This window comes from Affinundibacterium seohonense (assembly GCF_014284305.1).
Classification (GTDB): Bacteria; Pseudomonadota; Gammaproteobacteria; order Burkholderiales; family Burkholderiaceae_D; genus Undibacterium; species Undibacterium seohonense.
On sequence record NZ_JACOFW010000007.1, the window covers coordinates 74,405 to 95,473 of the forward strand.

13 protein-coding genes are annotated in these 21,069 nt (G+C 46.3%); all 13 read left to right on the top strand.

What is annotated here, in order from left to right; genetic code table 11:
* Nucleotides 1-28 precede the first annotated feature (28 nt).
* Complete coding sequence (locus H8K52_RS08480; RefSeq protein ID WP_186922465.1) at nt 29-1,711, top strand: formate--tetrahydrofolate ligase; 1,683 nt, start codon at nt 29-31, stop codon at nt 1,709-1,711.
* A 159-nt stretch (nt 1,712-1,870) separates the two neighbouring features.
* Entirely contained in the window at nt 1,871-2,569 is a 699-nt protein-coding gene (locus H8K52_RS08485; protein WP_186922466.1) for a UPF0149 family protein, read from the top strand.
* A gap of 246 nt (nt 2,570-2,815) precedes the next feature.
* Nucleotides 2,816-4,174 carry a type II toxin-antitoxin system HipA family toxin YjjJ gene (gene yjjJ, locus H8K52_RS08490; protein WP_186922467.1) on the top strand — a complete coding sequence of 453 codons (1,359 nt, stop codon included), beginning with the start codon at nt 2,816-2,818 and terminating at the stop codon, nt 4,172-4,174.
* An 85-nt stretch (nt 4,175-4,259) separates the two neighbouring features.
* Nucleotides 4,260-8,813, top strand: a complete 4,554-nt coding sequence (locus H8K52_RS08495; protein WP_186922468.1) for a PDDEXK family nuclease — start codon at nt 4,260-4,262, stop codon at nt 8,811-8,813.
* A 125-nt stretch (nt 8,814-8,938) separates the two neighbouring features.
* Nucleotides 8,939-10,024, top strand: coding sequence for a PDDEXK nuclease domain-containing protein (locus H8K52_RS08500; RefSeq protein WP_222613732.1), 1,086 nt, complete (start codon nt 8,939-8,941; stop codon nt 10,022-10,024).
* Between the two features lie 346 nt (nt 10,025-10,370).
* Entirely contained in the window at nt 10,371-14,117 is a 3,747-nt protein-coding gene (locus tag H8K52_RS08505; RefSeq protein WP_186922470.1) for a nitrate reductase subunit alpha, read from the top strand.
* Nucleotides 14,114-15,667, top strand: coding sequence for a nitrate reductase subunit beta (gene narH / locus H8K52_RS08510; RefSeq protein ID WP_186922471.1), 1,554 nt, complete (start codon nt 14,114-14,116; stop codon nt 15,665-15,667). Before H8K52_RS08505 ends, narH begins: the two co-directional genes overlap by 4 nt.
* Nucleotides 15,668-15,866: 199 nt before the next feature.
* Nucleotides 15,867-16,553: a nitrate reductase molybdenum cofactor assembly chaperone gene (gene narJ / locus H8K52_RS08515; protein WP_186922472.1), complete on the top strand. Its 687-nt coding sequence runs from the start codon at nt 15,867-15,869 to the stop codon at nt 16,551-16,553.
* Between the two features lie 18 nt (nt 16,554-16,571).
* Complete coding sequence (gene narI / locus H8K52_RS08520) at nt 16,572-17,255, top strand: respiratory nitrate reductase subunit gamma (protein ID WP_186922473.1); 684 nt, start codon at nt 16,572-16,574, stop codon at nt 17,253-17,255.
* Nucleotides 17,256-17,353: 98 nt separating this feature from the next.
* Complete coding sequence (locus H8K52_RS08525; RefSeq protein ID WP_186922474.1) at nt 17,354-18,097, top strand: peptidylprolyl isomerase; 744 nt, start codon at nt 17,354-17,356, stop codon at nt 18,095-18,097.
* A 95-nt stretch (nt 18,098-18,192) separates the two neighbouring features.
* Nucleotides 18,193-18,645 (top strand): hemerythrin domain-containing protein, encoded by a 453-nt coding sequence (locus H8K52_RS08530; protein WP_186922475.1) that lies wholly within the window; start codon nt 18,193-18,195, stop codon nt 18,643-18,645.
* A gap of 135 nt (nt 18,646-18,780) precedes the next feature.
* Nucleotides 18,781-20,094: a hypothetical protein gene (locus tag H8K52_RS08535; protein ID WP_186922476.1), complete on the top strand. Its 1,314-nt coding sequence runs from the start codon at nt 18,781-18,783 to the stop codon at nt 20,092-20,094.
* 287 nt (nt 20,095-20,381) lie between these two features.
* On the top strand, nt 20,382-21,065 hold the full coding sequence (locus H8K52_RS08540; RefSeq protein ID WP_186922477.1) for a ligand-binding sensor domain-containing protein: 684 nt from the start codon (nt 20,382-20,384) through the stop codon (nt 21,063-21,065).
* Nucleotides 21,066-21,069 lie beyond the last annotated feature (4 nt).

The window sequence follows — 21,069 nt, forward strand, 5'->3', positions numbered from 1 at the left end:
GAGAACTAACCCACAAGGAATCTACAGTATGTCAAACATCGTCAAAAGCGATTTAGAAATAGCACAAAGCGCAAAACTCAAACACATCAATGAGATTGCTAAAGTATTAGGCGTCGACGTTGATGATCTCGAACACTATGGCAAATACAAAGCCAAGTTGCCGTTGCATCTGATCGACCCGGAAAAAATCAAAAACAACAAACTGATTCTGGTCACAGCCATTACACCAACGCCACCGGGCGAAGGTAAAACCACCACGTCGATAGGATTGACCGAGGGATTAAATCGCATCGGTAAAAAAACGACGGTCGTATTGCGTGAACCATCGCTAGGTCCAGTCTTTGGCATTAAAGGCGGTGCAGCAGGCGGCGGCTATTCGCAAGTGGTGCCTATGGAAGATATTAATTTGCATTTCACTGGCGACTTTTCCGCTATTGAAAAAGCGAATAATTTATTGGCAGCTTTGATCGACAATAATATCTACTTCCAAAAAGAAAGCCTAGGCATCGATCCACGCACCGTGAAATGGAAGCGCGTGATGGATATGAATGATCGCTCGCTGCGCAGCATCATCACAGGCCTCGGCGGTCGTCCTGGTGGTAATCCACGTGAAGCTGGCTTTAATATCACCGCGGCATCCGAGATCATGGCGATTCTCTGTTTAGCCGAATCCTTCCAAGATTTGAAAACCAAGCTAGGCAATATTTATGTTGGCGATACTTACGACAATAAACCGATCTATTGCCGTGATCTCAAAGCGCAAGGTGCGATGGCGGCTTTGCTGAAAGATGCGATTAAGCCGAATCTGGTGCAGACCTTGGAAGGCAATCCAGCCATTATCCACGGCGGCCCGTTTGCGAATATCGCCCAAGGTACTAACTCGGTGTTGGCGACCAAACTTGGTTTGTCCTTGTCCGATTACGTGGTTACCGAGGCAGGCTTCGGTGCAGATTTAGGCGCGGAAAAATTCTTGGACATTAAATGCGGCTATTCAGGTTTGAGTCCATCTGCAGTGGTGATAGTTGCGACGGTACGTGCACTTAAATACCACGGCGGACAAGATCTCAAAACCTTGACGACTCCCAATGTCGATTCTTTGAAATCCGGTTTTGCAAATCTTGAGAAACACCTAGAAAACATCGCCCAATTCGGCTTGCCAGCAGTGGTGTCAATCAATCGTTTCAGTAGCGATAGCGACGAAGAACTCGCCTTCTTAAAACAAGCCTGCGAAGCACGTGGCGCGAAAGTCGCACTATCCGAAGGCTGGGCAAAAGGCGGAGAAGGTACAACCGACTTGGCGCGCGCAGTGGTCGACACGGTAGAAAACTTCCATGGTCGCTATACGCCCATCTACGATTGGAATAGCGATATCAAAACCAAGGTGGAAACCGTCGCCAAGAAAATCTATGGCGCAGGCTCGGTCGTATTTCAAGCCAAAGCCTTGGCTGACATCAAACATATCGAAGGTCTTGGCTTAGGCCATCTGCCAATTTGTATCGCGAAGACGCAAAAATCTTTCTCGGATAATGAGGCTTTGATCGGACGACCATCTGGCTTCGAACTGACGGTGAGAGAATTTGAAATTGCAGCAGGGGCGGGATTCTTAGTGCCGATTACGGGTGCGATTATGCGTTTACCAGGTTTGCCTGCGGTGCCTGCTGCGTTGCACATTGATATTGATGATAATGGCGTGATTAGCGGTTTGTCTTAAGTCGCTTCAAACTTAACTAGTCGGTGGCGTCGCAGCTTTGTTTTTGCTTATAAGGCTCGAGCGTAGATGTCGGTGTTTGAAGCTAGGGATAACAGATAGGCATGCGCAAAAGTAGGGCGCCGTCGTCGAGAAAAAAATCAGAATTTGTTGGGCAACTGTATGCAAAATAAGCCTTTGAATGAACACGAAATGCTGCTCCTTGATGAGATGCTGCTAGACCATGGTAACGATGAATCGATATTGAGTCTGGCGGAGCTCGATGGTTTTCTGACTGCGATTGTCTCTGGTCCAGAATTAATACTACCTAGCGTTTGGTATCCTGCTTTGTGGGGCGGTGAAGTCAATACGCCCGAGTGGAGAACTGAGCAGCAAGTACAGGTATTTATGGGCTTGGTTTTTCGTCACATGAATTCTATCGCAGACGTTTTGATGAACAATCCTGAAATGTATCAGGCCGCTTTTCAAATAAGGGAAGGGAATGAGGATATTTTGATTGTCGAGGATTGGTGCTTTGGTTTTATGCGTGCTTTGGCGCTCAAGCCTTGGCCAGATTTGCCGGATGAGATTAACACTTACCTAGATCCGATTCGCCTACATGGCCTAGAAGATCACTTTGCGATACTCGACACCTTGACGATAGAAGAGCATCAGCAAACCGTTGCTGAGATCGAACCCGCAGTTCGTAAATTGCACGGATGGTGGCTGCAGCAACGAACTCCTTTTGACCATTTGCCACCGGCCACTTTATCCAGTCAAGTACGACCAGCACAGGTCGTAAGGGAAATGGAAAAGGTGGGGCGGAATGATCCATGTCCTTGTGGTAGTGGGAAGAAATTCAAACAGTGTTGTTTGCATTGAGCATAAAAAGAGAAATTGCGGAAGCCGGTATTGCGCGATCGAGACGGTCAATGAGTCAAGAATAGATCGCGCAATTTTACTGTTTCCACAGTGTTCCATTTTTGTGACGGTGATACCAGTCAAGTTATCCACATAATCCCGTCTATTTTATATTTAAATCGTTACATAAATCGTTACATATATGGTTTTTAATCGGATATTCTCATGTATGATAATGCAATTTATTAACGGATAAATAATCGTTACATGACCATCTCCACAAGAGTCCTCGAATTATTGCGTACCTGGCAAAGACAGCAGGCGGGTGAATTGCTTGGGCGTCTTGGTGTAAGTCGTCCGTCTTTGATGCGTGCGATGACTGAACTCGATGGCCAAGTGGTGTCGCGCGGGCGTGCGCGTAGGACTGCGTATGCAGCACGCCGCGCGATTCGTGGCAGCCCTAAACCATTACCGTTTTATCGCGTTGATGAGCAAGGCCAAGTGCATGAGTGTGGATTACTTGAGCCTATTTATCCGACGGGTTGTGCTATGACGTTCGCCGAAGAATTTCCTTGGCCTTTGGATGATGAAATGCGCGATGGTTGGTTTCGTGGCTTACCTTACCCCTTCGGCGATATGCGTCCTCAAGGTTATCTGGGGCGTAATTTTGCCCATCAGTTTGCCGCCCTAATGCAGGTCGATGAGACGCTCACAAGATGGAGTGAAGATGATGTGCTGCATGTGCTAAGTGTGCTTGGCTCAGATCAAGCAGGTAACTACATCATTGGAGAGCAAGCATTACGTCGATTTTTGAATGGGCAGCAACAAGCAGCCCATTTCTTAAACGATGATGAAATCGCGACTGCGTATCCAACTTACGCACTGCAAGCACTCAATTTTGGTATCGCCGATTCTTCTGCGGCTGGCGAGTTCCCTAAATTCACTGCACATCGCGCGCGCGATTTACCAACGCATGTGATCGTCAAATTTTCAGGATCGGACGACACTCCACAAGAACGCCGTTGGGCAGACCTATTGATCTGCGAACACTTAGCCTTAACAACGATCGCCGATACGCTGCAACTAGACGCAGCGAATAGCCGCATCTACCAATTTGCTGGACGTACATTCTATGAAGTGGATCGCTTTGATCGGCATGGTGAATTTGGACGCTCTGGTGTTTGTAGTTGGCACGAATTGAACGCAGCATTATTTGGCGGAACAGGCAATTGGACAGACGGTGCAGATGCGCTCTTTCATGCGAATTACATTTCAGAAGAAACTGCCCAGCAAATAAAACTGTTGATGCATTTTGGTCGCATGATAGGCAACACAGATATGCATGACGGCAATCTCGCCTTCTTACCCAATATGCGTTTGGCGCCAGCTTATGACATGCTGCCGATGATGTATGCACCGCAACGTGGGGTGGAACTAGTCGAGCGCCAATTGAATCTTGCGTTGCCTTTGCCAAAAGAGCGTGAGAGTTGGATGCATGCTGCCAAGGCGGCTATCGTATTTTGGCGTCGTGTTGAAGCTGATGGGCGTATTAGTTTGGAGTTTCGGCGGATTGCTGGAGTGAATGCTGAATTGCTTGGTCGTTTGGTGCTTGGGCAGGGTGGTTGAATTGAAGGTGCAATCTCAATTCGGCCGTGCATGGATAGATTGTAAATGTTTAATGTTCGAAATTTGAATTTAAGGATTGCATTGTATGACTAGAAGTGCTCTAGATTCTTTGAGAAATTTGCTCACGCATGTTAAGCCCGCAGGATCAGATGGCTTTGAGGGGCTGGTTGCAGAGGCTCTCGCAGAGATGACAGGACTTGTCTTTCGGCTTGCCAAATCGGGACCTCAATTCGGACGCGACGCAAGCACTCCAGCTGGGCCGTTTGCGATTTCAATGGAGGCAAAGCGATATAGAGATAAGATGACTTTAGACGATTTGGTTGGAAAGGCCGGCATTGCTGCTCTTGCACAAGAAAATAGGATTGATTTGTGGGTACTGGCAGCTACCAGCGAAGTTGGAGATGATATTCAGTCAAAATTGAGTGAAATACTTGAGAAATCTGGTATCACTTTGCTGACCTTAGATTGGACAGAGCATTCTTTATCGCATTTAGCAGTCTTACTTGCGAGCGTAAAAGATCATACGATCGCTTGGTTCAAACGCAATTCGGAGGATTGTGACTCCGAGGATTTGGAAGGCATTCTAGAGGGCATAACTCAGGGCGATAATTTTCTAACTGAAAAGAAAAAATTAGTCGATTCGCTGTGCGCATCGAAAGTCGGATTGGACTCGTTGCGTCGAAAAAGTACTTCATGGTTACAAGACCGATTTAGTAATGAGGCTAAGTCTCAGATCGCTTTTGGACAATATATTGCATTTACAGACCCAACATTAAAAGTCATATCTCGCCTTGAAAGTGTAAGGTCTTTAGATAAAGTTATCGCCGATTTTAAGCCTGGTATCTCGGAAGGAATAGTCGCTGTTTTTGGCGAGGAGGGATGCGGAAAAACTTGGATAATCGCCGAATGGCTTTCTGAAGCGCAACAAAAACCAATCGTATTGTTTGTCGCTGGTCGTCGATCTGAATACCTAAACCCAAGAGATCCTGTTAAAAGCTTAGCGACTCTTTTTGCAGAACAAGATAGTTCTGGACTGTCGATTGAATCTTGGGAGCATCGTCTGAATCGTTGGAAGACATTTGATGTGGGAAATGATCTACGTTTCATTGTTGTTCTTGATGGTTTAAACGAGCATCCAAGCGCAGCTTGGGCAGACATCATTAAATCGATGCGAATAGCTTTATTGGAATTGGGCGGGTGTTTAATCGTAAGTTGTAGACCGGCATTTTGGCAGAGGGATATTTTGCCTAGATTGGGACAAATAGAAGTTCGCAGTATAAATGTTATGGAATATTCAGAGCCTGAATTAGAGCTGGTTTTGATTGGATATGACATAAATATCAACAGTGTGCCAGAGCGGGTTCGCGTATTTATGCGCAATCCTAGAGTCTGCGCTGTTGCGATCAAATTGATTGATCGGCTTGAACGACTAGAAGATCTGACGAAAGAACGATTGCTTTTAGTGTATTGGCAAGTGAGATTAGAAGAGCGCGGAAATATCTTAAGTCATAACGTTGTGCAATTTCATAAGCTATTGCGTAATCATGCTGGAGAATGGCTGAAAAATCGGTCTGTTTTTGATCCTGATGAATGGAAAAATTATTCTCCTGCTGCGAGAAATAGTAGCTCGATAAATTTTGATAACGACTTAACCGAAATTATGGAGGGTCGTTTTCTACGCTTAAATGATGACGGCGATAACTATAGTTTTACAGAGCATGGCCTGCCGTTCGCACTTGGATTGTTAATCATTGAGGAATTGAAAAGCAAGGCGAAATCGAATGATGCAAGCGAGTTTTTGCATGCGATGTTGGAACCAATACTTGGTTTCGATATTATCGGAGACATCCTGATTACAGCAATTGGTTTAGCTTGCCTTGATTCCAAATGCCAGCGAGAAGTTCAGGTCGCTTTGATAGAGTTAGGATTCGCTGTACAAAATTTTAGTGGAGATGACTATCTTTTTTTGGTACCTCACGTGTATTCCTGTCCAGAGGCATTTTTAGATGTTATTGAGTTGGAACATTCAACCGTACGTGAACATGAATTTTTGGAGTTATTAATTGCAGCAAGAACAGATGCACGTGTAGAGCGATCTTTATGTAAGCGAATTCCACAATGGTTAGGGCGTTGGTCGCGTAACTTGTCATGGCAAACTAATGACGAGCAAGGATTAAGACGTCAAGCTGAGTTCGAGTCGAAAATTACTTTTGCTCTAATTGACCTCAAACCAGCAGAGCAATCTTTTATGATGAAATTTTGCGAAGAAAAAAGTGAAGATACTGCATGGAATTTACTTCGAGTAATAGCTGTACTTATTGCGGGCAGACCGCAAGGGTATTTGGCAAAAGCATTACTAGCGTCCAAATTATCGATAGCTGTTGCACCAGATTTTCATAAGAATTCAGAAGCGTTGGCATGGGCTATCAGACTAAATACTTGCGATTTTCCAGATTTGGAAAATAACCTGAACCAAATCGTGGATGATAACTTGAAGAACTCGTCAGAGACGTTTTCACGAGCTTGTTCGTACGCATTAAATTTGTTGGGGAGTCAAAAATCATCGGCACGTTCTGAGAATTTATTAGCTTCAAATCCTGGATGGAGAGTTCGAAGAGTTGAAAATCTTTGTGATACTAATCCTTATGATCCCACAGCACTCGTAGGATCAAATTTTCAAAATGCCCGTTCTTTGGGGAGAAAAATTTGTGGAGAGAAACTGTGGACACAATTTGGACATACATCTGAAGACGGAGATTTTGACGATGTCAGTCCGTCTTTGATCCGTTTTGAGCCAGATATTATTTTGGACGTCGTGCATACAACGGTTAAATCTGCTGTTGATCGAACTGGCATGCCATTAAGGCAATTGGCATGGCATTTACAAGAATGTAGTCCGTTATTTAATTCTGAATTGATAAATTCGGTAATGAGCACCTATCAACGATTAATTTCAGACACGAGCTATTTGCAGGATCGTGAATCGACATTTGTTATTTGTGCCGTATTGAATAGTCTTTTGCCACACTTTGAAGCTGAAGAGCAATTAGAACTTATATTGAGCTTGCCTATTGTGGTATCTGAACCTCTTTATCTTCGAGATACATTGAACGTGTTAGAAGCTGATCGCCTTCAATATTTTCTCGAAAAATTGATAGCAACTTCGGATCATAAAGGCTTATTGCGTACCTTATTGTTTGCTTCAGCTCGTACACCAAAATTAAGCTCGAAATCTCGCGAAATGATTGTTGCTTGTTTTAATCATGACGATGATGACGTCGCACAATGTGCTGCAGACGTTATATTTGTCGCTAGGGATGATCAATTAGACAGAATGCTTTTGGAAAATGCCACACCATTTCAAAAAGGTGAAGAAAAAGAAGGACGAAGATCATGGCGTAGGCGTGCCGTTGCTCATGCCGTTACCTCTCAAAACCGAACAGACTGTTTTGCGCTGATTTCGCCGGAATATATGGGATTTGTATTGACATCGATTGACTTCGGGAGCCACGAGTTACTATTACAAATGTTTGATGGTGCAATGAATTGTTTGATGGGTGAGTTAAGCGTAGTACATCCATTAACAACGATGTTGAATTTTGATATTGATGTCAATGATTTTTCTGAGTCACGTAGTTTGATCGATTTAGACGCAGTCTCTACAGGAAAAGATAGAGATGATGATTTTGGGGTGTTTGTAGAAGGATTTGATAACGAAGATTTTGCGGCGCGTCAGAAAGTAATGATGGCTGAAGTTGATTCGTTCTATGCTGATATTTCAAAGAAAGATGCTATCGCATTGACATCGCATTGGCGATGGGATGATGCATATTCGCTTGTTCAAAGTTACCCTGCTTCAGTTTCACAGTGGCTTGATATGATATTGGCTGCTGATGACTTCCAGAAAATGCGTAACGTCTATAATTTAGGCGTAGTGTTGGCAGGTGCGTATGCTTCAATTGATGGAGTGAAAGCTGTTGCAGTGTTGGAGAAGTTAAATACAATTGGTTCTAACTTTGTATGGCAAATTGGAGAGGCACGTGTTCCATTATATGTGAACATTTTGTTTAAAATCCCGGAGATTAGTGCTCTGGATACATTGAGAATACGTGTTTTTAGTGATGTCTTTTCAGATGCAGAAATTGAGCTCGCTGTAATTGCAGTTGAGGTGGCCGGTGCTGGAAGGTGGTTGGATAATTTTGTTACCTCGCTAGTAAGATCTGAGTACCCAGGGGAGCAAGCAAGGGGATTAACGATTGCAGGTATGCGTCACAAGAGTGAAGCATCTGAATCCGTGTTAATACAACAGTGGGGGACGGGTTTTCTTGGTAATGTGGCGGCCAATGCTCGTAAAATTTATAAAAAAAATGAATGGGCTTACCATTGGTTTCAGCTTGCGATTGACGCTGCCAATCCTACCGATTTTTGGCGTTACAGTGTATTGACTGATGGTATTGTCGATATGCGATATTGCATTTGGCTTGATGAAGTTCCTCAAAGTGAAATGATTCAGAAATTTGGTGCGGAATTTTTTAGTCGATTAAGAAAAGCATCAGAAGCTCGAACAAAAAAACGCAAAGATACTCTATTTGGATTGAGAGCGCCTGATTCACTTATGGCTCATGCATTGCTGCATTAAAAGAGAATATTCAAAGGCCGCGGAAGCAGGCGGCTAAAGTAGATAAGAGCAGATGAAAAATTAGTAGAGCAAAGTTTACGGCTCCTTATTCATAGTCCGTATAAATTTTTATGAACCAACCCATTATGACAAATCTCCTGACTCTTCAACCTGCTGCATTGGCGGAGTATCAAGATTGGTTAAATACCATCAAGCAACGCATTGCTTCAGCGCGATTGCGTGTGGCCTTGGCAGCAAATCGTGAATTGATTCTGTTCTATTGGGAACTTGGTGCGTTAATCTCTCAGAAGCAGGCACAAAGCCAATGGGGAGATAAGCTCATCGCGCAACTGTCGGAAGACTTACAGAAAGCCTTTCCCGACATTAAGGGATTGTCGACCACGAATTTGAAATATTGTCTGCGTTTTTATCATTTTTATACAGGCAATCCAAACGATAAAGCTATTGGTAACGAAGGTGAGAAGTTAGCTACAGCATTTGGTCAACAGCCTGTTGACCAAATACCTTGGGGGCATAATATACAGATTTTTACGAAGTGTCTGAGTGTAGAAGAAGCGGTGTTCTATATTGAACAAACGTTAGCACAGGGCTGGAGTCGTGACGTGCTGGCGATGCAATTGAAATCAAATTTGTATGTGCGAGCAGGCAAGGCGGTGAGTAACTTTTCCCGTACCTTGCCCGCGCCACAGTCTGACTTGGCGCAACAAACGCTGAAAGATCCTTACACTTTTGATTTCATGGCCATGACGGCACCGTACAACGAACGAGATGTGGAGCAGCAACTGACGCAGCACATTACCCAGTTTTTGCTGGAGTTGGGTAAAGGCTTTGCGTTTATCGGTAGGCAGTATCAACTTGAAGTAGCTGGTAATGACTATTTTATTGACCTGTTGTTTTATCACGTTACTCTGAAATGCTATGTAGTTGTCGAACTTAAGAATCGCAAATTTATCCCTGAGTATGCAGGAAAATTGAACTTCTATCTCTCGGCTGTGGATAGTCTGCTTAAACGTGACGATGATCAACCCACGATAGGTCTTTTGCTCTGTCGCGATAAAAATAATATTGAGGTCGAGTTTGCTTTGCGCGACATGAATAAACCTATGGGCGTTAGTGAATACATATTAGTGGAAGCTTTGCCAGATAATTTGAAAGGCGCTTTGCCGACAGTCCAAGAAATCGAATTCGATTTGCAGCAATTGCAGGAGTAAGCAGTAGGAGAAGGAAAATGATCGTGCAAAATGATAGGGAAATTTGAAAACCAAAGCTCATTGATTTGGATGTTTAAAATATCGAATTCCCGCCAAGACCATGCGTGAATGACAGGCGCTACAGATAGCTCACACTAAGCTAGTACCCCCTCAAACTTGAGTCAAATCAAAACCCAGCACCAAAAAACCCCCACCTAGTTCCAAAGAACTATCCCACCCTAGTGCCAATGCTTCCCCCTAGGCACCGCTCTGAAGAATGGGCGACTCTTCCTCAACTCTCTAAACTTTGATCATGTCAAAGTGGCGTGAACATCAGGTTCACCGCTCACATATTAAGGAGCTTGAGATGAGTCATTTTCTGGATAGATTGAAGTTCATGTCTAAGGTGAAATCCACCTATTCTGACGGACATGGTGCGGTGGTGGATGAGGATAGACAGTGGGAGAATGCGTATCGCAGCCGTTGGCAGCATGACAAGATCGTGCGTTCTACCCATGGTGTGAACTGCACTGGTTCTTGCTCTTGGAAAGTGTATGTCAAGAACGGTTTGATTACCTGGGAAACCCAGCAAACGGATTATCCACGTACCCGCCCAGATTTGCCGAACCATGAGCCACGCGGTTGTCCACGTGGTGCTTCGTATAGCTGGTATGTGTATTCTGCGCAGCGTGTGAAATACCCGATGATTCGTGGTCGTTTGATGGAGATGTGGCAAGAGGCGCGCAAAACCATGGGGCCGATTCAGGCGTGGGAATCGATTAGCCAAGATCCGGTGAAAGCTAAGCGTTATAAATCAGTGCGTGGCCTTGGTGGCTTTGTACGTGCGGATTGGGATACAGCGCAAGAGATCATTGCTGCGGCGAATGCCTTCACCGTGAAAAAATTCGGCCCAGACCGCGTGATTGGTTTTTCGCCGATTCCTGCGATGTCGATGGTGTCTTACGCGGCTGGTGCGCGTTACCTGTCTTTGATCGGTGGCGCTTGTTTGTCATTCTACGATTGGTACTGCGATTTGCCACCAGCCAGTCCGCAAATTTGGGGTGAGCAAACGGACGTGCCAGAATCGGCGGATTGGTATAACTCCACCTACTTAATGGTGTGGGGTTCTAACGTACCACAAACACGTACACCAGATGCCCACTTCTACACCGAGGTGCGCTACAAAGGTACCAAGACGGTGGCTGTGTCTTCTGACTTCGGTGAGATGGTGAAGTTTGGTGATATCTGGATGGCACCTAAGCAAGGTACCGATGCGGCTTTGGCGATGGCGATGGGTCACGTGATTCTGAAAGAATTCCATCTCGAAGGTAAATCTGATTATTTCCGCAGCTATGTGAAGCAATATACCGACATGCCGATGTTGGTACGTTTGGTCGAACGCAACGGTTGTTTCGTCGCTGATCAAATGCTGCGCGCATCACAATTGCCAGGCGGTTTGGATGAAGCGAATAACGGTGATTGGAAGACACTCGCGATTGATGCGACAACAGACGAAATCGTCGCACCAAATGGTTCTATCGGTTATCGCTGGGGCGAAGGCAAAGTCAATGACGGCGAAAAAGTCGGTCGTTGGAATCTGGAACCAAAAGATGGTGGCTCAGGTCGCGAGATCGATCCGCAATTAAGTTTGGTAGCGAAGCATGATCAAGTAGTGAGCGTGGGCTTTAACTATTTTGGTGGTGCAGATGCTAACGATATGGTGATGCGTAATGTGCCAGCACGAAAAGTGCAATTGGCAGATGGTTCTGAAATTTTGGTCGCGACCGTTTATGACCTCTCGATGGCGAATTATGGAGTGGATCAAGGCTTGGGCGGTGCGGTAGCGCATTCCTATGATGACGATATTCCTTACACACCAGCATGGCAAGAAAAGCATACGAGTGTGAAGCGTGACTTGGTGATTCAAGTCGCTCGTGAGTTTGCACAAAATGCACACGACACCCATGGTAAGAGCATGGTCATCGTCGGTGCAGCTTTGAACCACTGGTACCACAACGATATGATTTATCGCGGCATTATCAATATGTTGATGATGTGTGGTTGCGTCGGTCAATCAGGCGGTGGTTGGGCACACTATGTGGGTCAAGAAAAGCTGCGTCCACAATTCGGTTGGGCTCCGCTGGCGTTTGCGTCTGATTGGACACGTCCACCACGTCAAATGAACGGCACCAGTTTTTTCTATGCGCACACGAGTCAGTGGCGTCATGAGAAATTGCATATCGATGAAATTCTCGCGCCGACTGCGGATAAATCCAAAGTCAGTCATATGAGCATGATCGATATGAATGCGAAATCGGAACGCATGGGTTGGTTGCCATCAGCGCCGCAATTAGAAACCAATCCGCTCGACGTCTGCGATGCAGCGGCAGCAGCAGGTTTAGAACCCGCAGAATATCTGAAGCAAAGTTTGAAATCTGGTGCAGTCAATATGAGCTGCGATGATCCAGATAATCCCAAGAATTTCCCACGCAATATGTTTGTTTGGCGTTCGAATATTCTCGGTAGTTCAGGTAAAGGCCATGAGTATTTCTTGAAGTATTTGCTCGGTACACAGAATGCCTTGTTTGATGATCCTGATGAAGCAGTGAAACCATCGGAAGTGAAGTTCCGTGAAGAAGCGGCAGAAGGTAAATTGGATTTATTGACGGTGCTTGATTTCCGTATGAGTACCACTTGTTTGTATGGCGACATCGTGTTGCCAACAGCGACTTGGTATGAAAAAGACGATCTCAATACTTCGGACATGCATCCCTTCATTCATCCATTGAGTGAAGCGGTGCAGCCTTTGTGGGAAAGCAAAACGGACTGGGAAATTTATAAGGGTATCGCCAAGAAATTTACCGAAATCGGTGGCGAGTATCTGGGTACCCGCAAAGATATCGTCTTGCAACCGCTGATGCACGATACACCGGGCGAACTCGGTCAGGCGTTTGAGCCTAAAGATTGGAAAAAAGGCGAGTGCGATTTGATTCCTGGTAAGACTGCACCAAACTTTGTGGTGGTGGAACGTAACTACACAGAGATCTACAAGAAATTCACTTCGATTGGGCCTTTGTTAGACAAGCTCGGTAACGGTGGTAAAGGGATTAACTGGAACACCGAACACGAAGTGCATGAAATCGGTGGCGTCACCAAAGTAGTGACGGAAGAAGGCGTATCGAAAGGTCGTCCACGTCTTGAAACCGCGATTGATGCTTGCGAAATGATTTTGACGTTTGCCCCTGAAACCAATGGTCATGTCTCGGTCAAAGCTTGGGAAGCACTGGGCAAAATTACAGGTCGCGATCACACGCATCTGGCGGTTGGTCGTGAGCATGACAAGATCCGTTTCCGTGATGTACAGGCACAGCCACGTAAGATTATTTCTGCACCAACCTGGTCTGGTTTGGAATCAGAAGAAGTTAGCTATAACGCCGGTTACACCAATGTGCATGAACTGATCCCATGGCGCACACTCACTGGTCGTCAACAGTTCTACCAGGATCACCGCTGGATGCTCGATTTCGGTGAAGGTTTGTGCGTGTACAAACCAGCGATTGATACCAAGACGGTAGCACCAATGCTCAACAAGCATCCGAACGGTGAGAAGGAGATTGTCCTCAATTTCATCACGCCGCATCAGAAGTGGGGGATTCACTCAACCTATTCTGACAACTTGCGTATGTTGACCTTGAGTCGTGGTGGTCCACACGTGTGGGTCTCTGAGATTGAGGCGAAAGAAGCAGGCTTGGTCGATAACGATTGGGTAGAAGTATTCAATAGCAACGGTACTTTGACTGCGCGTGTGGTAGTTAGTCAGCGTGTGCCAAAAGGCATGTGTTTGATGTATCACGCACAGGAAAAGATTATCAATACACCGGGTGCAGAATTGTCTGGTAAACGCGGCGGTATTCATAACTCGGTAACGCGTGCGGTATTAAAACCTACGCACATGATTGGTGGTTATGCACAGTTAGCGTATGGCTTCAATTATTACGGCACGGTTGGTAGTAACCGCGATGAATTTATCGTCTTGCGTAAGATGAAAAAAGTGGATTGGTTAGAAGCGAAGTTGGACGATCGGTTGGAAGAATCAGAAGGAGCAGCGTCATGAGAATTCGCGCACAAGTAGGCATGGTGTTGAACCTGGATAAATGTATCGGTTGCCACACCTGTTCCGTGACCTGTAAAAACGTCTGGACCAGTCGTGATGGCGTGGAGTATGCGTGGTTCAACAACGTCGAAACCAAGCCTGGCATTGGTTATCCTAAGGAATGGGAAAATCAAGCCAAGTGGAAGGGCGGCTGGAATCGTAATGAGGCAGGTAAATTAGAGCCAAAGCAAGGCGGCAAATTGCGCATCTTGGCGAATATTTTTGCCAATCCGAATTTGCCATCGATTGACGATTATTACGAGCCATTTACGTTTGATTATGAGCGCCTGCAAAACGCGCCCTTGTCACAGACGCCACCGACGGCTCGTCCTATCTCTGTTATCACTGGCAAAAAGATGGACAAGATCGTCTGGGGTCCGAACTGGGAAGATGACTTAGGTGGTGAGTTTAGCTCACGTAGTCGTGATGCTTTATTCGAAGGCGTGCAAAAAGAAATGTACAGCACTTTCGAATCGACTTTCATGATGTACTTGCCACGTTTGTGCGAACACTGCCTGAATCCGGCGTGCGTAGCATCGTGCCCATCTGGTTCGATTTACAAACGCGAAGATGATGGCATCGTGCTCGTCGATCAAGATAAGTGCCGCGGCTGGCGTATGTGTATCTCTGGTTGCCCTTACAAAAAGATTTACTACAACTGGAGTTCCGGCAAAGCAGAGAAATGCACATTCTGCTATCCACGTATCGAAGCGGGTCAGCCAACTGTGTGTTCGGAAACTTGCGTAGGTCGTATCCGCTACCTCGGTGTCTTGTTATATGACGCAGATAAAATCGAGGCAGCGGCATCGACTCCGAATGAACAAGATCTGTATCAAGCACAGTTAGATTGCTTCTTAGATCCGCATGATCCAGAGGTGATTGCGGAAGCGCGTAAGCATGGTATTCCAGAGAGCTGGATAGACTCCGCGCAAAAATCGCCAGTCTACAAAATGGCGATGGAGTGGAAGATTGCTTTCCCATTGCATCCAGAATATCGCACGCTGCCTATGGTTTGGTATGTACCACCTTTGTCACCAATTCAAAAGGCAGCCGAAGCAGGCCACATGGGCATGAACGGCATTATTCCTGATGTGAAGTCTTTGCGGATTCCTGTGCGTTACTTGGCGAATCTTTTAACTGCAGGTAAAGAAGAGCCAGTCTTGAAAGCATTAGAGCGTATGTTGGCAATGCGCGCTTACAAGCGTTCTGAAGTAGTGCATGGCGAGCTCGATCACGAAGTGTTGAAGCAAGTTGATTTGACCGCTGCGCAAGTCGAAGACATGTATCAAACCATGGCGATCGCAAACTATGAAGATCGTTTTGTGATTCCTTCTTCACATAAAGAAATGGTGGAAGATAGCTTCAATGAAAAAGGTAGCTGCGGGTTTACGTTTGGCAATGGTTGCTCGGGCGGTACTTCGGATGGCGCGCTGTTTGGCAAGAAGCCGCAGGGTAGTGTGATTTTTGTGGATATGCCGAAGTCGCGAAAAAAGCTCTCAACGACGGAGTAGCTTTTAACTCCCTTCTCCCGCAGGCGGGAGAAGGGCGGGGGATGAGGGCGGTTGGTCGCGAGTGAAATGATTTGTCGGGATACACCAAGCATTTCGAATGACTCAACGCCCCTCACCCTAACCCTCTCCCGCTTGCGGGAGAGGGAATATTAAAGCATAAAACGACGCCATAAACACCACAGAGAATAAAGGAAATCGTATGCAAATTTATCGGATTTTATCCGCACTACTGAGTTACCCGCAGCCAGATCTGATCGCTGCTTTGCCAGAGATTCGTACGGAGTTGTCTGCCGATCCAGAAGTTTTGGAAGCAGTACAACCCTTACTCAACTATTTACAAGAAACCAGTCTGATCAGTGTGCAAGAAAACTATGTCGGCACTTTCGATCGCACACCTTCAGTTGCTTTGCATTTGTTCGAACACATCCACGGTGAAAGTCGTGATCGTGGTCAAGCGATGGTGGATTTGATTTCGGAATATCGTCGCTATGGTTTTGAACCAGAAGCCAGCGAATTGCCAGATTATGTGCCGCTGTTCTTAGAGTTCTTGAGCTTGGTCGATGCTGAAACCGCAGAGAAGTTACTCGGCGAAGCAATTCATGTGTTAGCAGCAATCGGCATTCGCTTGCAACGAAAAGATAGTCCGTATGCCAATGCGTTCTTATTGCTGACATCGTTCACCGATGTAGTCCCGCAAGAGCAGGGCGAGCCACCTGTGCGGGATATGGATGATGCGATGGAGACCTTCGGTCCTGGTGCTGATGGTGTTGAACCATTATTGAAGCCAGGTCTGTCGTGTTCATCAAGCGGAGCATCTGGCGGTGCACAGGCGGTTAATTTTTATCCACGTCAACCCAAGGCTGCAAATCAAGCAGCTGCAAATTAAACTTTTTGGGAGTCAGTGATGGACTACTTACATCAATTTATCTACGGGATCTATCCCTACATCGCTTTAGCGATTTTCTTGTTCGGTAGCTTGGCGCGTTTTGAGCGCGAACAATACACGTGGAAGAGCGATTCTTCGCAAATGCTGCACGCGGGTAATCTGCGTGTCGGCAATATTTTGTTCCACATCGGTGTGCTCGGTTTGTTCTTCGGTCACATGGTCGGTTTGCTGACGCCCGTGATTGTGTGGGATAGCTTGGGTATTTCACATGGCTTTAAACAAATGATCGCGATCGTCATGGGTGGCGTGTTTGGTACTTTGTGTATGGTCGGTTTGCTGATCTTGATGCATAGGCGCTTTACTGATGCCCGTATCTCAGCAGTGACAAAAGCGGGTGATAAAGTCTTGTTGTTATGGATTTTCGTCACCTTGGGTTTGGGTTTGTCGACGATCTTTGAATCTTTGAACCACAGAGACGGCCATATGATGGTCTTGTTGATGACGTGGGCGCAGCATATCGTCACCTTTAAAGGCGATGCCGCTAGTTACATCGTCACCGCACCGTTCTTGTTCAAGGCGCACTTGTTTATGGGCTTGAGTTTGTTTGTGATTTTCCCATTCACACGTTTGGTGCATGTGTGGAGTGGCTTTGCGTCGGTTGGCTATTTAAGCCGTGCATGGCAGCTCGTTCGCCCTAGATAAAACTTTGAACTGCAGAGGTGCTGTGAAATTCATTGAATTTTCTATCCCTCTGCGACCTCTGCGCCTCTGCGGCGAATGAATCTAAACAGGAGGCAATCATGCCCGTCATAGTCAATGGTTACGAACTCAGCGACGCTGAGATGGAAAAAGAATTACCTGAGCATCAGGGTGCTGCTGATGCCATGAAAAGTGCGATGACAGCATTGGTCTTGCGTCGTGTCTTACTGGATAAGGCGAATGAATTGGGCTTGGCAGGCGATGATGAAGATAAGTTAGAAGCTCTATTGGTACGCGAAGTAGTGGTTCCTAAACCTAGTTCTGAAGAATGCCTGCGTCACTATCAAGCCCATCCGCAGCGCTTTACGGTAGGTGAGTTAGTCGAAGCAAGTCATATTTTGTTTCAAGTTACCGCTGCCTTAGATTTAGATAACTTGCGCAAGCATGCAGAGATCGTATTGCAAGATTTGTTGGACAATCCAGCGAATTTCGCTGGGATGGCAAAAGCCAATTCGAATTGTCCATCGAGTGAAGTTGGCGGGAGCCTCGGTCAACTGACACGCGGCGACACGGTTCCTGAATTTGAGAAAGTGATTTTCTCAGCGGAAGAACACAAGATCGTGCCACGTATAGTCGAAACACGCTTTGGTCTGCATATCGTGCAGCTTGGCCGCAAACTGGCGGGGAAATTACTGCCGTTTGAACAAGTAGAAAGCAAGATCGCCGATGCCATGCAAAGAGCTAGTCACGATCATGCGATGCGTCAGTATCTGCAATTATTGGTCGGTCAAGCCAAGATCAGTGGCATAGAACTCGAAGGTGCTGATACGCCTTTGGTACAGTAAATGTCAATAAAGTAGGGTGCGCCGTGCGCACCGTTGGAAGATATCAAAAAGTGGTGCGCATGGCGCACCCTACCGCATATAATTTGGAGTCAATCATGTCGCAAGCAATGATGAGTTTGGTGAAGCAACACCAAGAATGTGACGATCAACTAAACCGTGTAGAAGCCGCTTTGCATAAACGGGATCTGACATCAGCTGGCAGAAATTTCCGTTTGTTCGATGAACAATTAGAACACCATTTCTGCCTGGAAGAAGAGCGTCTGTTTCCCGCTTTTGAAAAAGCCACAGGCATGACGAATGGTCCTACCGTGGTGATGCGTGGTGAGCACGCAGAAATTCGCCAATTACGTGATCAGGCGATGGAGGAAATTGAGCAAGGACAAGTCGAATCTGCTTTGGCGACGATTGATACCTTGAATGTCTTGATTCAACAGCACAACGTGAAGGAAGAGAATATTCTTTATCCTATGTGTGGCGGTAGTATTCCTAACTTGATGTCCGTGTTGAGTATGGGTGGCTGCGGTGGCGCGTGTTCTTGCGCCGCATAAGATTTTGTCCTGGTGAGGGATGTAGGTTGGCGCTGAGCGAAGCGAAGCCCAACGATGTGTTAGGTCTGATTTAATCATGTTGGGCTTCGCTTTGCTCAGCACCAACCTACGCGTCTCCATTGTAGACCGTGAGCTATGTCCGCCCCCCAAATCCTCAACTACGAACTCGCCCCATCGCCAGCTACCATTTTCGGTTGCCTGTTGCCTGCACCATGGCTGGGTGTCGCTGCCGGACTTTTACTCGCGTTTGGTTCTGCCTCCGGACTGCCTGATCGCTATTCGCCTTTAGTCTTAGCCGTCACCCACGTGCTGGTCTTAGGCATGTTAGCGCCGATTATGGTTGGCGCGCTGTTTCAATTATTCCCCGTGGTTGCTGGGCAAGTGGTGCGGCCTGCTAAATGGATTGCGCCTTTTGTCGCGCTAGGTTCAGCGCTGATTGCAACTGGTTTGAGTGTGGGATTTTTAGCTGGGAATCAAGTTGGATTCGCGGTCGCAGCATGGCTTGCCGTGATCTTATATGGTGCTATTGTCCTCGCGTTAGCACACGCGGCATGGCATATGGTCTTGCCCTCAAATCCTGATACAACGCTGAAAACCTTACGCTGGATTGCCTTGGCTTTATTCATGGTGATAGGCTTGGGCGTGGTATTAGCAGGAGCGTTTTCAGCTTGGTGGCAAATCGATATTGCGTATGTCTTGCGATTGCATGTGGCGTGGGGTTTAGTTGGCTGGATTGCCTGCCTTGTGCTCGGTGTGGCATCAACCGTGGTACCGATGTTTTGGCAAATCAAACGCCCAAGCCTGAATTGGCATCGATGTTTACCGTGGGGCATTTGGCTGGGTTTACTGATGCTGTCCTTTCCCTTAGCCGATAGCTTAATCAGATTATTGATAACCGCTCTGGCATTTTTTGTCTGTGTCTTGGCGACATCGTCATTTCATTCTTTGTTGATGGCAAAACGTCGTTTTGATCCAGCTTGGAGTTTGTGGCTAGTGGGTGCCTTGAGTTGGGCTAGCGCTTCGATTTTGTTTTTGATATACACGCATTTTGCGCCGTATTTGCCTCCACATTTGTTAGGTTTTCTACCATGGTGGATGGGCGTACTCTGCTTGGTCGGTGGTGCGGTGATGCCGGTTAACGCCATGCTGGGGAAAATTATTCCCTTCTTAATTTTCTTACATTTGCGTCGCCAAACTCCTATGGGACAGCGAGTGCCGAGTATGCAGGTGATTTTGCCGCCGGTACGTTTACGTTGGCAAGCGCGTAGCTTGATCTTCAGTTGGATGAGTCTTTTGTTGTTGCCAGCAGCCCCATTGACGTTCAAATACGTGGGCGGTTTGGCTTTTGCCTTGTCTCAAGCCGTGTTAGCGATATTGTTATTGATGAGTTTATTACGTTACCGTCTTGAACTCAGTAAAGTCTTATTTGTCCGCACCTCTGCAGATTAGTGTCGTAGTGCGTTGTCGCATTGTTTGGCCTCACTTGTATAGTCAAGCAGAATTTCCAACAAAAACCCTAGACATATCAGAAGTATTTTAAACCAGCACTTTTTGTCTGTTATAGTTGGATTCAAGCCGTCGGGTTTCTAGCTAATCAGGTCAGTCATAAAGGGGTTAATACTTGCAACTTCTTTTTGCCAAACTTTCAAAATTCTCCACTCTTGCAAACGGCTTGCTTGCGTTTGTCTTGCTGTTGGCGGGATTTTTTTTCTCTAGATGTTGCTAACGCAGGAGCATTGCATCGTCTTCGTTTTGACCATTTCAGTATTGATCAAGGTTTGCCTAGTACCGGCATCATGACGGTTTATCAAACTCGCAATGGGTTTGTGTGGATGGGAACTGCGAATGGATTGGTGCGCTACGACGGCAGGCATATTCGTTTGTTCTCACACATGCCTGCGCTCGAAAGCACCATTAGTCATGATCGTATTTTTAGTTTGTTTGAAGACGATCAGCAGCGCCTATGGATAGGAACGCGGCGAGGTTTGAATGTGTTTGATTTGCGCAGTGACGTGATTCAACGAATACCTATGCCAGTTGACATGCATTCAAAACAGCAAATGATCTATGGTATTAGTCAAGCTGAAGAGGGGCGCTTATGGCTGGCCACATCGACTGGTTTGATGTTATTCGATCCCAATAGTAAAAAATTTATCCGATGGCAAGCCGATGCCGCTTTAGAGACCGATTTTCAAGGCGAAGTACGTGCTCTGATTAGTGATAAGGCCGGCGGTGTCTGGATAGGGCAGGGATCCACCGTGGCGCATATCAATCATCGTGCTCAGTTACAGCATCATGTGAAAACCACGCAAGCGCAACTCGGCATGGCTTTGCAACAAAGTCAGACACAGGTACGTAGTTTGGCTTTTGATAGTCAGGGACAGCTTTGGGTTGGTATGACTGGTGGATTACGTATTTAGCGCA

Bases quoted from the DNA above. Each gene is read 5' to 3' on its own strand.
- H8K52_RS08500 (WP_222613732.1), top strand. From the start codon at position 8,939: ATGACAAATCTCCTGACTCTTCAACCTGCTGCATTGGCGGAGTATCAA.
- narH (WP_186922471.1), top strand. From the start codon at position 14,114: ATGAGAATTCGCGCACAAGTAGGCATGGTGTTGAACCTGGATAAATGT.
- H8K52_RS08485 (WP_186922466.1), top strand. From the start codon at position 1,871: ATGCAAAATAAGCCTTTGAATGAACACGAAATGCTGCTCCTTGATGAG.
- narJ (WP_186922472.1), top strand. From the start codon at position 15,867: ATGCAAATTTATCGGATTTTATCCGCACTACTGAGTTACCCGCAGCCA.
- H8K52_RS08505 (WP_186922470.1), top strand. From the start codon at position 10,371: ATGAGTCATTTTCTGGATAGATTGAAGTTCATGTCTAAGGTGAAATCC.
- H8K52_RS08525 (WP_186922474.1), top strand. From the start codon at position 17,354: ATGCCCGTCATAGTCAATGGTTACGAACTCAGCGACGCTGAGATGGAA.
- yjjJ (WP_186922467.1), top strand. From the start codon at position 2,816: ATGACCATCTCCACAAGAGTCCTCGAATTATTGCGTACCTGGCAAAGA.
- H8K52_RS08535 (WP_186922476.1), top strand. From the start codon at position 18,781: ATGTCCGCCCCCCAAATCCTCAACTACGAACTCGCCCCATCGCCAGCT.
- H8K52_RS08480 (WP_186922465.1), top strand. From the start codon at position 29: ATGTCAAACATCGTCAAAAGCGATTTAGAAATAGCACAAAGCGCAAAA.
- H8K52_RS08530 (WP_186922475.1), top strand. From the start codon at position 18,193: ATGTCGCAAGCAATGATGAGTTTGGTGAAGCAACACCAAGAATGTGAC.
- narI (WP_186922473.1), top strand. From the start codon at position 16,572: ATGGACTACTTACATCAATTTATCTACGGGATCTATCCCTACATCGCT.
- H8K52_RS08495 (WP_186922468.1), top strand. From the start codon at position 4,260: ATGACTAGAAGTGCTCTAGATTCTTTGAGAAATTTGCTCACGCATGTT.